The sequence below is a fragment of the Croceitalea sp. MTPC5 genome (assembly GCF_036985505.1).
In the GTDB taxonomy this organism is placed as follows: Bacteria; Bacteroidota; Bacteroidia; order Flavobacteriales; family Flavobacteriaceae; genus Croceitalea.
On sequence record NZ_BTGQ01000001.1, the window covers coordinates 171,809 to 185,788 of the forward strand.

General features: G+C 41.2%; 10 protein-coding genes. 1 reads left to right on the forward strand and 9 read right to left on the reverse strand.

From position 1 onward, the window contains the following. Positions 1-47: 47 nt before the first annotated feature. From AACM45_RS00790 to AACM45_RS00820, 7 genes are read right to left on the reverse strand one after another with little or no spacing between them, the layout of a single operon-like run. Positions 48-854 carry an arginase family protein gene (locus AACM45_RS00790; RefSeq protein WP_339140156.1) on the reverse strand — a complete coding sequence of 269 codons (807 nt, stop codon included), beginning with the start codon at positions 852-854 and terminating at the stop codon, positions 48-50. Beyond that, positions 854-2,473, reverse strand: a complete 1,620-nt coding sequence (locus tag AACM45_RS00795; protein WP_339140157.1) for a M1 family metallopeptidase — start codon at positions 2,471-2,473, stop codon at positions 854-856. Before AACM45_RS00795 ends, AACM45_RS00790 begins: the two co-directional genes overlap by 1 nt. Positions 2,474-2,487: 14 nt before the next feature. Further along, on the reverse strand, positions 2,488-3,816 hold the full coding sequence (locus AACM45_RS00800) for a M28 family metallopeptidase (protein ID WP_339140158.1): 1,329 nt from the start codon (positions 3,814-3,816) through the stop codon (positions 2,488-2,490). A gap of 1 nt (position 3,817) precedes the next feature. Next, complete coding sequence (locus tag AACM45_RS00805; RefSeq protein WP_339140159.1) at positions 3,818-4,441, reverse strand: TMEM175 family protein; 624 nt, start codon at positions 4,439-4,441, stop codon at positions 3,818-3,820. Between the two features lie 9 nt (positions 4,442-4,450). After that, positions 4,451-5,635 (reverse strand): nuclear transport factor 2 family protein, encoded by a 1,185-nt coding sequence (locus AACM45_RS00810; protein ID WP_339140160.1) that lies wholly within the window; start codon positions 5,633-5,635, stop codon positions 4,451-4,453. Between the two features lie 7 nt (positions 5,636-5,642). Then, complete coding sequence (locus AACM45_RS00815; protein WP_339140161.1) at positions 5,643-6,422, reverse strand: hypothetical protein; 780 nt, start codon at positions 6,420-6,422, stop codon at positions 5,643-5,645. A gap of 4 nt (positions 6,423-6,426) precedes the next feature. Further along, positions 6,427-8,637: a bifunctional alpha,alpha-trehalose-phosphate synthase (UDP-forming)/trehalose-phosphatase gene (locus tag AACM45_RS00820; protein ID WP_339140162.1), complete on the reverse strand. Its 2,211-nt coding sequence runs from the start codon at positions 8,635-8,637 to the stop codon at positions 6,427-6,429. Positions 8,638-8,734: 97 nt separating this feature from the next. Here AACM45_RS00820 and AACM45_RS00825 point away from each other — a divergent pair, with 97 nt between their 5' ends. Continuing rightward, positions 8,735-10,534, forward strand: coding sequence for a glycoside hydrolase family 15 protein (locus tag AACM45_RS00825; protein WP_339140163.1), 1,800 nt, complete (start codon positions 8,735-8,737; stop codon positions 10,532-10,534). On the opposite strand, the gene AACM45_RS00830 is transcribed toward AACM45_RS00825, so the two are convergent. Both AACM45_RS00830 and AACM45_RS00835 read right to left on the reverse strand, forming a co-directional pair. Continuing rightward, positions 10,531-11,979, reverse strand: a complete 1,449-nt coding sequence (locus tag AACM45_RS00830) for a pyridoxal phosphate-dependent decarboxylase family protein (RefSeq protein WP_339140164.1) — start codon at positions 11,977-11,979, stop codon at positions 10,531-10,533. The two genes, AACM45_RS00825 and AACM45_RS00830, sit on opposite strands and share 4 nt — an antisense overlap. A 110-nt stretch (positions 11,980-12,089) precedes the next feature. Then, positions 12,090-13,901 (reverse strand): acyl-CoA dehydrogenase family protein, encoded by a 1,812-nt coding sequence (locus tag AACM45_RS00835; RefSeq protein ID WP_339140165.1) that lies wholly within the window; start codon positions 13,899-13,901, stop codon positions 12,090-12,092. Between the last annotated feature and the right edge of the window lie 79 nt (positions 13,902-13,980).

Here is a 13,980-nt window from a genome sequence, read left to right on the forward strand (position 1 = left end):
GTTATCGGAAAAATGTTTAAAATAGAAGGTGAACCAATGGGAAAGTTCTACCGCATTAGCAAATCGATAATAGGTGTAATTGGTTGTAGTTCTTTTTGTAAAGTGGTTATGGATTCCAATACGCTGGTACCAACAATGGTAAATTCTTTTTTTAGAGCCGCAATGCAGGTTTCGGCTTCCATAATCGTTATACCGTCTGGAACCTGATAATAGGTTTTGGCATAGTCGTTCGGTTCTAAACAATCAAAATCAAAATGAAGGTAAAGGTGTTTGATGCCTTTGCTTTTTAACGTTTGAACCAAAGTTGGGACATCAAGTAATCTAGGGGCATAAATATTTCCTTGGTCTATTCTGGTTTGTTCCGTTTTATCAATGTCACGCAAACCTACATAATGTATTTGTGCAGCTTTAATCGTAGAACTTAACAGCCCGAACATCTTTGTTTCCCCTTCACCCAATAATGTTCTCAATGGCATACCATGAAAATTACAACTCGGGGAGTCGCAAGGCTTATTGATATCGGCATGGGCATCAAACCAGATCACCCCCATGTTTGAATACCTTTTGTTCAAGTAGGATACCGGTACGATTTCCAATCCACAATCCCCTCCTATAGTTTTTAGCGTGCGGGGATTTGCTCTTTCAATGGTTTCTTTGAGGCGGTGCAATTGTTCGGTTATCGCATCATAGTTGTTGATGTCATATCGTTTTTCCCGATTATTTCCTGCCGGTAATTCCGATAATGGTACCGAAACGAATTCTTCGTCATCCAAATAGTCTAAAATGGTTTTTGCCCCTGGTTCGATAATGGTACCCGTGCCCGAACCTTGCCATTGCGGGAAATAGATTTTCATTACAGCGATTTACTTTCAATATAAAAATCACGGTCCACCTGAAGCGAATTCCCTTTTACAGGTTCTGTTTTCCACTTAGCGGAAGGAAAAATCCATTTTTCACTGTCGCCAATTTTGATTTGAACAGGCATATCAAAACCTTCGACAATATTGGTGTAACGGTATTTTAGTTTCCCATCTTTGATCTTGTATTCTAAAGTTGGAATTTTTGTTGTTCTCAAATACTGTTCAAAAAAAGCGGTTAGGTCTTTTTCGGTTGCTTTTGAAAGAAACGATTCAACCTGCAGGGTCGTTACGGTCTGATGGTGAAATGTTTTGTTCATATCGCGCAATACCTGACGCCATTTATCGTCATCTTCAACCAATTGTCGAAGTGTGTGTAAGATATTGGCCCCCTTATAGTACATATCACTTGAGCCCTTCTTGTTTAGATTGTACCGCCCGATAATAGGCTTGTCATTCTGAATTCTTTTGCGGGTGCCGATTACATAATCTGCCGAAGCTTGTTTTCCAAAGTGATAATCTACATATAGGTTTTCTGAATACGCAGTAAACCCTTCATGAATCCACATGTCGGCAATATCCTTATACGTAATGCTATTGGCGAACCATTCATGGCCTGCCTCATGAATGATAATAAAGTCAAACTTGAGTCCCCATCCGCTTTCCGATAAATCAGTTCCACGATAGCCGTTTTCATATCCGTTGCCGTAGGTGACGGAGCTCTGATGTTCCATACCCAAATAGGGCACTTCAACCAGCTTGAACCCGTCTTCATAGAAGGGGTAGGGGCCGAACCAATGCTCAAAGGCCTCGAGCATCATTGGGGTTTGTTTGAACTGTTCCTTGGCTTTTTCTAAATTTTCTGGGAGTACATAGTAGTCCAAATCCAATTCCCCTTTTTCACCCATATATTTTTCATCAAAATGGACATAATCACCGATATTCACATTGACCCCGTAATTGTTTATGGGGTTATTGACAAACCAGTGATAGGTTTTGGTAGTGGTATCCTCTTCCACTTTTCGCAAGCGCCCGTTTGAAATATTCATGAGTGCTTTAGGCACTTTGACGCTGATGGCCATACTATCGACCTCGTCATACATGTGGTCTTTATTCGGCCACCATACACTGGCACCAAGCCCTTGGCATGAAGTGGCAATAAAATGATTACCATTGCTATCTTTTTTCCATGAAAAGCCGCCATCCCAAGGAGCGCGAACTGCTTCTTTCGGATATCCTGAATAGAAAATGGTCAACGCATTGAAATCCCCTTTCTTTTGTTCTTTATTCAGCAAAATCAAATGAACGTTACCACTACTTTTATAGGTCAATTCTTCGCCTTCGCTAATAACCTTGTCGATTTTCATCGGAGGCTGCAAATCAATTTGCATCACGTTATTTTCTTTTAAGACCTTGTAACGAATGGTATTTTGACCGGAAATAAATTTTTTGTCAGGTTCGACCTCGATATCAAGGTGGTAATAATTCAAGTCCCACCATTCACGTTCGGGGGTAATACTACCCCTTAAAAAATCTGCCTTGGTATAACTTAAATCCCTTTGGGCATAACAAATCACGCCGAACAGGCTTAAAATAAATAGTAATGAATTTCTCATAAAATAGTAAACCTTTATCTAAATACAGCGTTTGGAAAAACAATAGGACTTTCGTGTCCATCTTTCCCTACTGCGGCAATTCCGAAAAAATAATTATCAATTACAATACCATCTAACGTAAAATTGTTGGTATTTCTTACAAATTTATAATTATCCCATGTAGGAGAGGTCGTATCACGCCAATAAATCTTGTACCCTATGGCACCATCCACGACACTCCAACGGAATTTTGCAGACGGTTCAACAATACCCCCAATTTCAACTTTTTCAGGTGCTGGCGGAGCCCAAGCTATTGACGCTAAGTTGATTGCATTTACTGCAGTCAGTTTTTTTGCATATTCAAAATTGACATGCTCTAGCACATCACCGTACGCAATGCCATCTTCAACTCGAATATCTTGATGTTGCTGGGTATAATTTTCGTGGGATTCCATAATTCTAATTCCGGCAAAACCGGCATCATTGAAAGGGCGATGATGCCCGCCGCGACCAAACCTGTCTAAACGGTAGATGAGCATCGGATTCATTTCGGGCATGTACATTTTTACGTTTTTGTGTACATAACGCGCCAGTTGGCGTGAGATTCCATCAACCTCACCCCCATAAAATCGACGTCTATTACGTTCGCTTTCGGTTTCGGTAGGGGGAACCGGTTCAGAGAATATTCTAAAGTCGCGGTTACTGATGACCCCATCGACCCCTTTGATATTGCCTATCATATCGTTGTTTAGAATTCCGACAATATCCCAGCCTTTTTCTTTGGCATGTGCCGCTAGGCCCTTTCCGCCAAATAAGCCCTGCTCTTCGCCCGACAAGCCAACAAAGATGATACTGCTTTCAAAATCGTATTTAGAAAGAACACGGGCAGCTTCAATGGTGCCTGCCATACCCGTTGCATTATCGTTCGCCCCTGGCGATTCTGAGGTGAAATTGTTGGGGTCACTGACCCGCGAATCAATATCCCCGCTCATGATGATAAATCGATTTGGGTATTTGGTACCCCTTTTGATCGCAACGACATTGACTACCCATACATCTTTGACAATACGTTGATTTGTGCCTTTTTCAACCAAGTCTTTTTGGTAGAACACTTCAAGGCAGTCTGAACATGCTGAGGATATTTTATCAAATTCACTTTTAATCCAACGTCTAGCAGCACCAATACCCCTGGTCTGCGAAACGGTATCGCTTAGGGTATGGCGTGTTCCGAAATTGGCCAAGGTGGTAATATCATTTTCGATACGCTCCGCAGAGACCGCATTGATGATATCGTACATTCGTGTATCGGTTTGCGCATAACCGTTAAGGGATAGCATCAAAATAAGTAGTGTAATTTTTTTCATATCAACTAAAATCAAATTGTTTGTAAAATAGGTAGGAGTGTAAGGCACATAGGGGACCTAAAATCGCATAGATAAAACCAGGCAAACCAAATTGTATTCCAATTTGGAAATATGCCAATACTATAGAGATAAGTGCCACAAGAACAAAGACTAAAAAGTGTCTGGCATAAAAGTAAAGGGATAATGAATTTGCCGTATCCTTTGACTTTTTGAATGCCCTATGGTACATCAGGGCAAAGCACAGGAATATCAACAAAAAGCCAACTCCGTATAGCATGAACAAAGAGGCCAGGCTATTTTGCGAAGTAACCCCTTCACCCATCCACGATTGCACTAGGGTCTTTAAGGGGAAAACGTAGTATAGAATAACGAATAATAAGATCCCATTGTACGCTATGATCAAATTGTCCATGTAATTGGTTCTTCTAAAAAAGTTGTAATGCACCCACCAAAGTGCTACCAAAACAAAGAAGCTTACGAAAAAACTTAGAAAACCAGTAACCGTTGATTTTGTAAAAGATAGGTCATTCTCCATATTAAAGTTGACTACCATCAGCGTGGCCGCAAATGCAAAAACACCATCACTGAAGGCTTCGATTCGGCTGATATTATGAAGATATTTCACTGTCGAAAATTATCGAATAAAAGTGACTTTGGCAATTTTACCATTTTTAACCTCATAAATCGCCACCGCACTAAAATTTGAACCGTTTGCCGTAATATACTCTTCATCAATGACTTTGTTCCCTAAAACAATCCTGTTTTTTAGTTCACAATTGAGATCTGGTGTTTTGGCAAAAAAGCCCTGATACATTTCGCGCATCTTAGCCTTTCCTTTTCCAACGGATTTACTTGGGTAGTCGAATAATTCGATATCATCGCTAAAGGTCGCAAGAAACCTATCAATATCCTTGGCATTATAGGCATCCAATTGTTTTTGAACTATTGTTCTTGGTGATATTTCCGAAACAAAGGCTAATCGAGTCCCGTCAGTATTGGCAACTATCCTACTTATGGAATGAATTTCTTCATGGGGGAAATAGGTAAGTTGCTTCCATTCCAACCCGTTTTCAGGTTGTGCATAAACGAGGGCTTTTCCAGCTCCGGCCAGAATGGAACCATTGGGTAGCCAGCACATATCTTCCGTTTTGCCATAGGTGTCGATTATTTTGAACGTACTCCCAGAAATGGGATCCAGTGACTTTATGGCCCAATGCCCACTTTCTTTACTGATATAGCTTATTGTTTCGGTATCAGGAATCTTATGAAGCGACCTACCCACATTTTTTTGAACGGTATAGTTCGTATTGTCCTTTAGGTTGGAAACAACCAGGTCCATTCGGTTCTCCTTTAAAACGGTGCATACAATAATATGTTTATTAAACCATACATGGTAACCAACTTTTAAGCCTTCTAACAATACCTTTGAAGCACCGGTTTTCACGTCGTATTCATACAATCTTTGAAGGCCGTCAAGGTCTAAACGAATGGCGGAAAATGCATTTTTACCAGGAATTTTAAGTGGGGAATATTCACCGCCGGTAGGGGTGTCGGTCAACCAAGTTTTAGCACTTCCATTGACGATATCGAATAACAATACATCTGTCTGTTCTTCGCGGGTAGCGGCAAACAGCACCTTGTCCTTATCAAAAAAGGAAGGCTGATTGTCGTATCCTTGATTATTTGAAATATTTTTTGGATTTGATAATTCAACTTTATCACCCTCAATATCAAGATCAAATAGGTAGACTTCAGTATCCGTTTGGGAATACAAAGCCGCGGCAATCATCAATGATAGTAGGGTCAAAATTTTTTTCATGTCATTTTTATATTGGTGGGGGATTGGTTCTGATTTGCTGGTCGTTTAAAGTATGTGCATGAAACGTCTGCCATTCATTGGTCAAGAACCTAAACCTGCCGATCATCACATCGCCATTCGTTGTAAAATTATCCCAAGGGGCATCTAAACTTCGCCAATAATCGGCACCCGCGCCCATCAACAACTTGGGCGGTTCGGTGTCATTTTCATCCCCTTCCGCATTTTTGACTATCCTTGATTCTAGGGATACCCAAATACCCGCTATATCATCAGGGTCAATGCTAGTTCTTCCTTCGCCGTTCCAAAAATGAAAATTATATCCTGCTTGAAGGGTAGATGAGATTCCGTTTATGCCATTGACCACAATGTCAGCAGGAATATTGGTGTCATCTTGAAAATTCTCTGCATAATTGGCCCCGTCAATAGTCGAGGTGTTGACCCATTCTATCCAAGTATTACTTTTTTCACTTAAATACCATGCTTGGAGGTTTTTTATTTGAAACCAAGTGCTTGCTTTTGGGGTCGCCCCTTTTTCCAAATACACCTGTCCCCATGGTAAAAAAGCGTTCCATCCTTCCGGAGGGAAATTGCCGTACCCAATTCTTGGCCCCTCAACCCAATTGTAAGTTTCGGGAACGCCGCTTGGAATGCCCTCATGTTTTAAGCGCATATCACCGGATAGAAGTTGAAGCGCTTCAGAAGTTTCATTGAAAACTTCATCTTGAGTACCTTCTGTAGAACAGGAAGCCAAAAAAACGAGTATGGGGAAGACGATATTTTTCTTCATGCGCTTACAGGTCTGAAAACCGTTTTAATAATTCACGAACCTTCTTAGTGCCCTCTACATGGTATTTGGCTTGTGTTTTTTGAAGTCCGACCTTTATCGTGACCGCACTTTCGGGTAATTCTTGAAACATGAACTCATCGGTCCAATCATCACCTATAGCGAAGACAAAATCGTAATCATCTTCCCCTAAAATACGCACTGAGGCACGACCTTTATTGACATTACTACTTTTGACCTCCATAACCTTATTACCGTTCAAGACACTGATATCGTCATTGCCAATTAGGCTCGTAAGTACGGTATTGAGTTCGGTAGCCCTTTTTTGGCCAAAGTCGGGGTCCGTATTTCTGTAATGCCATGCCAGGGAATAGTTTTTTTCTTCTATGAATGATCCTGGTGTTCGGTCTACGAATGATTCCAATACAGGTTGTATTTTTTCCATCCAATCCCCTTTTACATTTTCCAAGAGTTTGAATTCTTCCCCATCCCTTGAAATCCAGACGCCATGTTCTACGATCATATTGTATTTTTTTGGTAAGAACCATCTTGAAAACGTTTCTTTATCCCTACCACTGATCAAGAATACCGTAGTATCTTTTTGTTGGTGCAGCTGGTCTAACAAATTGTATAGTTCTTCATCTGGAGAAGCTTTTTGCGGATCTTTATGGAAACCGGTCAAGGTACCATCATAATCCAAGAACAAAAGCCGTTTTTTGGAAGCTCTATACTCTTTTGCCACAGATTCCAATAAATTGGCATCCATTTTTTGGGATACATTGGTGCCCAAGCCTTGGCGCTGCCCTTGTAACGAATTCATGAACTCGTTCGCCCAAACTTCCACATTATAACGTTTCAAACGGTTTTGTAAGAACATATTACGGGCCATTTGTTCTTCTTTGGGCATGGTTATCGCTTGTTTTAAGGTATCTGCCTGTTCTTCAAAATTATTGGGATTGATCAGTAAGGCCTCGTTCATCTCATAGGCTGAACCTGCCATCTCACTAAGGATCAAGACCCCGGTCTTATCAGTTCGTGTGGCAATGTATTCCTTTGCGACCAGATTCATACCGTCACGAAGTGGGGTGAGCCACGCAATATCGCTAGAGGTGTACAGATCTATTAGATTTTCAAAAGGTAGAGATCGATAGAAATACCATATAGGCGTCCAGTTCACTGTTGAAAGTTCGCCATTGATACGCCCCACCAACTCATCGATTTCCCTTTTGAGCAATTGGTACTGCGGTACATTGGATCTTGAGGGTACGGCCAAGATGATCAAACGCACTTTTTCTTTGTACTCGGGATATTTGTTCAAAAAATACTCAAAAGCATTGAGGCGTTTTGCAATACCCTTACTATAGTCCAAACGGTCGATGGAAACTATTAATTTGGTATCTGGAGCTGATTTTTTGTGTTCGTCCAACTTTTTTTGTAGGTCCGAGCGTTCCGTACCCTTTAAGGCGGCACTGGTCTTGGCCGCTTTGTGAAACTTGTCATAATCAATACCCATGGGGAACGAATCTACCTTTATGACCCTGTTTTCAAGATAGATATCATTGAAACTGACCTCTAGACCCAAAAGCCTTCTTACCGAGCTTAAAAAATGACGTTCATAATCATAGGTATGAAAACCCAATAAATCGGCACCGAGCAGTCCTTCTAGAACTTCTTCACGCCAGGGCAAGGTCCTGAATATCTCGTATGAGGGAAACGGAATATGCAAAAAGAACCCTATGGTAGCGTTGGGCCGTTTTTCTTTGACCATCTGGGGCACCAGCATGAGTTGGTAGTCATGTACCCAAATGATATCGTCATCACCGGCTTCCTCTAAAATGGCGTCCGCGAACTTTTGGTTTACGGCCTTATAGCTCTCCCAAAAATCAAGTTCGAACTCAGAGTATTCCAAAAAATAATGGAACAACGGCCAAATGGTTCGATTACTGAAGCCAAAATAAAATCCATCAACATCTTGCGCAGTGAGCCTTACTTTAGAGCAACCATGTTCCTTTAATGCCGCATCAATGGTCGCCGAAAGTTCTTCTGGGATATCCTCATCGGTAAGCCCTGACCAACCTATCCACAGACTTTCACTACCGCTATGTACGGACTTCATACCTGTGGCCAAACCACCAACACTTGGTATTGCCGATAAACCACCATCACTTATTTGCAATTGTACTGGCAGCCTATTGGAAATAATTATAGTTTTACTCATAAATAAGTTTTAGTGTAAAAATGAAATAAAAATGGTGTTTTTTCGATTAATAAGAAAGAAAAAACCTACAATAACTACAAGAAAATAAGATTCCCACATGAATAACCTAAATTACGGAATAATTGGAAATTGCCGAAGTGCCGCCTTAATTTCTAACACAGGATCTTTAGACTGGTGTTGTTTACCCCAATTTGACTCTACCTCGGTATTTGCAAAACTGTTAGATGAGAAAAAAGGGGGAAGTTTTGAAATCATCACAAAATACAACTACGAGATTACACAACGATACCACCCCAACACCTCCATTCTGATTACGCGGTATTCTGATGGGGAAAATATATTTGAATTGCATGATTTCATGCCTAGGTATCATAAACTGACCGGTAAGTACAATGCCCCTCCTGAGATCGTTCGGTACGTCAAACACATATCGGGCGTGCCTAAATTTTCGGTATTGTACGATCCAAAGCTTGAATATGCCAAAGGGGAAACAGCCAATCATGTCAAAAACAATTTTATCGTCAGCCTTACCAATAAGGAAAAGTTCGATACACTTTTTCTATATACCTCATTCAATAAAAACCATGTGGTCAATGGCGAAGAGATCACCCTAAAGGAGGACGGCTATTTTTCGGTATGCTACAATGAGAAAATACTAAAGTGTAGTGTTGAGAAGATGGCCCTTGAATTGGAGCGCACTAAGATTTATTGGTTGGATTGGGTCGATAGGACGCCTACGTACAAAAAGTTCAATCCCCAAATCATCCGCAGTGCACTTACCTTGAAAATGCTTACTTACGACAAAACGGGTGCGGTACTGGCAGCACCAACAACTTCTTTACCTGAGACCATCGGTGAAGTACGTAATTGGGACTATCGTTTTTGTTGGATACGCGACGCGTCCATGGTGATAAAAGTGGTCTCTGAACTCGGGCATAAAAACTCCGCAAAACGATACCTTCAGTTTATTATTGATTTGATGCCCGATAAGGACGAAAAGCTTCAAATCATGTACGGTATCAATAAAGAAAAGAAGCTTACCGAACAAACGTTGGAACATCTTGATGGATACAAAGGCTCTAAACCGGTACGTATCGGAAACGCGGCATACAAGCAAAAGCAAAACGATATTTACGGTATTTTGATGGATGTTATCTATGAGCAATTGGCCAAGTTCAGCAACGATATCGAAAATGGGGAAGAACTATGGAGCATTACCAAAGGTATCGTATGGATCGTCAACAAACACTGGCAAGAACCAGATAAGGGTATCTGGGAGTTTCGAGGTGAGGACAGGCATTTTACCTTCTCAAAAGTATTGTGTTGGGTGGCTTTGGATAGGGCCATAAAAGTCGCTAAAATATTTGGTAAGCATCGTAAAATTGAGCAATGGTCGGCATTGGAAAAGGAAATCAAAGCCGATATCCATGCGAATGCCTGGAATGAAGATGTACAAGCGTTTGTACAGTCTTATGGCTCATCAGATTTGGATGCCTCTATTTTATTGATGGAATCGTATGGGTTTATCGATGCCAAAGACCCTAAATTCATCAGTACGGTAAAAGCCATTGAAAAAGAGTTGAGTAATGATGGCCTATTGTACCGCTATAAAAATGAGGATGATTTCGGATTACCATCGTCTTCGTTTACCATTTGTACATTTTGGTTTATCAATGCACTGTTCAAAATAGGGGAAGAGGAAAAAGCCTTGGCCCATTTTGAGCAATTATTGAGCTATAGTAACCATTTGGGCTTATTCAGTGAGGATATTGATTTTAAGACGAAAAGGCTTTTAGGGAACTTCCCTCAGGCCTACTCGCACTTGGCATTGATTGAATGTGCCATCAATTTTTCTAGAAAGCAAAGTGAAGAAAAGATATTGGAATCAATAAGTTAAACCCAGCGTACGTTTTTCGACAGGTGCTGCCCTTTTACCTTGATTTTTTCCTGTAACCGTTCTAAATGATCTATGGTGGTAAACGGATTCATCAAACTGGTTCTCAAGTATTGTTTTCCGTTAAGTTTTGTTTGCACCAAATAGAATTCACCCTCGACGAGTAATTCTTGTCTGATGGCTGTATTTAGCTGATTTAGCTTTGAATCATCAAGCGTATTGCCAGTGTACCGAAAACAGAGAATATTGGACATGGGAGACGTGGCCAGTTCAAAATTTGAATCTTTTAAAAGTGTTTTTTCGAAATCTTTGGCCAAATCATATTGACGCGTTACAAATTCATTAAATACCTGTTCTCCATAGAATTTGAGTAAAACATACCAATGCATACACATCATGGTTTTGGTACATTCAAAAGTCTTTTTGCCGCTGTTGATCCAATCAGCTTCTTCATCCTCATTCAGTAAGTAATCCGCTTTTTGGCTGAACGTATGCTGTGCGTGCCCTTTGTTTTTAAATAACAAGGCCGTGGTTATGGTTGGCATAAGCATCATTTTATGGCCATCAATGACTACGGAATCAGAATGCACTATACCCTCGAGCAAATAATTATACTTGTTGGAATATATGGCCGCACCACCATGGGCTCCATCTACATGAAACCATAGGTTTTTTTCTTTGGCAAAATCAGCTATGGCATTTAAATCATCATAGGCTCCGGTCGCAGTTGAGGGAGCACTGCCTACGATGGCAAAAATATGGATTCCCTTTGCTGTTGCTTCTTCATAAGAGGATAGCAATTGGGCAGTATCCATAGCAAAATTGTCTTTGGACGGAACCTTAATAATACCTTGTTCGCCCAGCCCCATTATTTTTACGGCACGATCGATACAATAATGGGCCTGCTCACAGACCATGATGCCAAGTTGTTCAGAATATCCTTCGTTCCAAATATCGCGTTTAATTTTCGCCCTTCTTGCGGATAATAAAGCAGTGAGGTTGGCCAAGGTTCCCCCAGAGGTCAACAATCCACCATAATCCGCTTTGTAGCCAATTTTCTGGCATATGGAATCGGTGACCACTTTTTCGATTGCAGAAGGGGCCATCCCCATTTCATAAACGGCCATGCCGTTGTTCAACAACGCACTGACCATTGCCGATAGTGTGGTTATCGGAGCGGCAGCGGACACTTGGTGCCCCACATATTTGGGATGATGGGTATGGGTCGTACGTTTTAGTACTTCTGAAAAAAAATCTTCTTTAGCACCATTTATCAAAAAGTCTTTCCAAAAGGCCAGTTCCTTCTCAGGTTCGTTCCATGATAGGGTTTTTGGGTTTTTGTCAGATGTAGTGTTTTGAATATGGGCTTTGATTTCACCAATCAGCTCATGACCGAAAGATTCAAAGGTAGTGGTGTCATAAAGCTGGTCAAATAGGTTCTTATTCATCGTATAAAATTAGTGGCTAATAGACATACGACAAAACGATACATAAAAAAAACCGCCCTAGGTAAAGGGCGGTTTCTCAAATTACACTTCAAATGAAGTGGTTATTTGAATTAGTCAAAGGTATACCCGTTATCTGCAGCCACTTTATCTGCGATTTGTGTGCGCAGTGTCACCACATTGGGTTGGTTTGTATATTTCGTAAAACGTTTGAGGCCCATAAGCATCATGCGCTGTTCGTCACCTTCAGCAAATGAAACAATGGCTTCTTTGCCTTTTTGGGTTACAATGTCCACTGCACGGTACAAGTAGTATTTGGACATGGCTATTTGTGTTGCCTGGGAATCCTCACCTGAGCGCTTGGCATTTTTTTCTGTTCTTAGAATGGTCGATTCTGCCAGATAAACTTGAATCAAAATATCAGAAGCGGCCATTAATAACTGCTGGTGCTCCTCTAATTGCGGACCGAATTTTTGTACGGCGCTACCAGCTACCATCAAAAACACTTTCTTCAGGCGTTTGATCAAATCTTTTTCCTCAGCGAATAGTTCAGAAAAGTCCGGAGTGTCGAATGATGGGATTCCCATAAGTTCTTCCCCAACAGCTGTTGCCGGTCCCAACAAATCTACATGGCCTTTCATCGCTTTTTTGACCAACATACCGACTGCCAACATACGGTTGATCTCATTGGTACCCTCATAGATTCGTGAAATACGGGCATCCCTCCAAGCCGATTCCATAGGCGTATCTGCACTAAAGCCCATACCCCCAAAGATTTGGATACCCTCATCAGTTGTCTGTTGTACATGTTCTGAAACGGCCACTTTTAAGATGGAACATTCTATGGCATATTCTTCAACGCCTTTCAATTCGGCTTCTTGGTGGGTATTTCCCTCTGCCTCGCGAATGGCAATTCGGTCTTCGATGTTTTTGGCTGCACGATAACATGCTGCTTCATCAACATAGGCATTGGTGGCCATATCAGCGATTTTCGCTTTTATAGCCCCAAAATTCATAATAGGCGTCTTGAACTGGATTCGCTCGTTGGCGTACTTGGTCGCTTCGTTGATCACACGGCGTTGTGCCTCTAAACAGGCAGCAGCCAACTTGATGCGACCTACATTCAAGGCGTTCATGGCAATTTTAAATCCATTACCACGCTCTGAAAGCATATTCTCAACGGGAACTTTGGTTTCATTAAAAAATACCTGACGAGTAGAGGAGGAGTGAATGCCCAACTTCTTTTCTTCATCACCTAGGGTGATTCCGTTTGATGGGTCATTTTCAACAATAAATCCGGTAATGTTCTTGTCGTCTTCTATTCTTGCAAAAACAATAAAAAGATTACAAAATCCGGCATTGGAGATCCACATTTTCTGTCCGGTAATACTGTAGTATTTACCATCTTCGGAAAGGACTGCTTTGGTCTTACCAGAGTTGGCATCAGAACCAGCTCCTGGTTCCGTTAGACAGTAAGCACCAAACCATTCACCAGAAGCTAGTTTGGGCACGTATTTTTGCTTTTGTTCTTCTGTTCCATATAAGGTAATCGGCATGGTGCCAATTCCCGTATGGGCTCCAAAAGCGGTACTAAAAGAACCTGTTGCGCCAGAAATGTAATCACAGACCAACATAGTGGAAACAAAGCCCATTCCCATACCGCCATATGATTCTGGTACGGCAACACTTAACAAGCCCAGTTCACCTGCTTTACGCATGGTTTCTTCAGTGTAGGCGTAATCTTTTTTCTCAAATCGTTCCCAATGCGCCCAAAGCTCCCTGTCAACGAACTCTTTGGTGCTTTCGCGCATCATTTTTTGTTCTTCATTAAGGTCTTCTAAGGTGAATACATCTTCACAATTGGTCTCCTTGACCAAAAATTGACCTCCTCGTAGTATTTCTTTTTCTAAGGTTTCAGCACTCATTTTATTCGTGTTAGTATTAAGTAATGCGTATTGAGGGCTTTGATTGCAATCTTAGTACTCAATACTAAAGTCTTATATC

Excerpts from the sequence above, each read along its gene's own strand:
- AACM45_RS00835 (WP_339140165.1), bottom strand. The coding sequence starts at position 13,901 with ATGAGTGCTGAAACCTTAGAAAAAGAAATACTACGAGGAGGTCAATTT.
- AACM45_RS00810 (WP_339140160.1), bottom strand. The coding sequence starts at position 5,635 with ATGAAAAAAATTTTGACCCTACTATCATTGATGATTGCCGCGGCTTTG.
- AACM45_RS00795 (WP_339140157.1), bottom strand. The coding sequence starts at position 2,473 with ATGAGAAATTCATTACTATTTATTTTAAGCCTGTTCGGCGTGATTTGT.
- AACM45_RS00825 (WP_339140163.1), top strand. The coding sequence starts at position 8,735 with ATGAATAACCTAAATTACGGAATAATTGGAAATTGCCGAAGTGCCGCC.
- AACM45_RS00800 (WP_339140158.1), bottom strand. The coding sequence starts at position 3,816 with ATGAAAAAAATTACACTACTTATTTTGATGCTATCCCTTAACGGTTAT.
- AACM45_RS00820 (WP_339140162.1), bottom strand. The coding sequence starts at position 8,637 with ATGAGTAAAACTATAATTATTTCCAATAGGCTGCCAGTACAATTGCAA.
- AACM45_RS00830 (WP_339140164.1), bottom strand. The coding sequence starts at position 11,979 with ATGAATAAGAACCTATTTGACCAGCTTTATGACACCACTACCTTTGAA.
- AACM45_RS00790 (WP_339140156.1), bottom strand. The coding sequence starts at position 854 with ATGAAAATCTATTTCCCGCAATGGCAAGGTTCGGGCACGGGTACCATT.
- AACM45_RS00815 (WP_339140161.1), bottom strand. The coding sequence starts at position 6,422 with ATGAAGAAAAATATCGTCTTCCCCATACTCGTTTTTTTGGCTTCCTGT.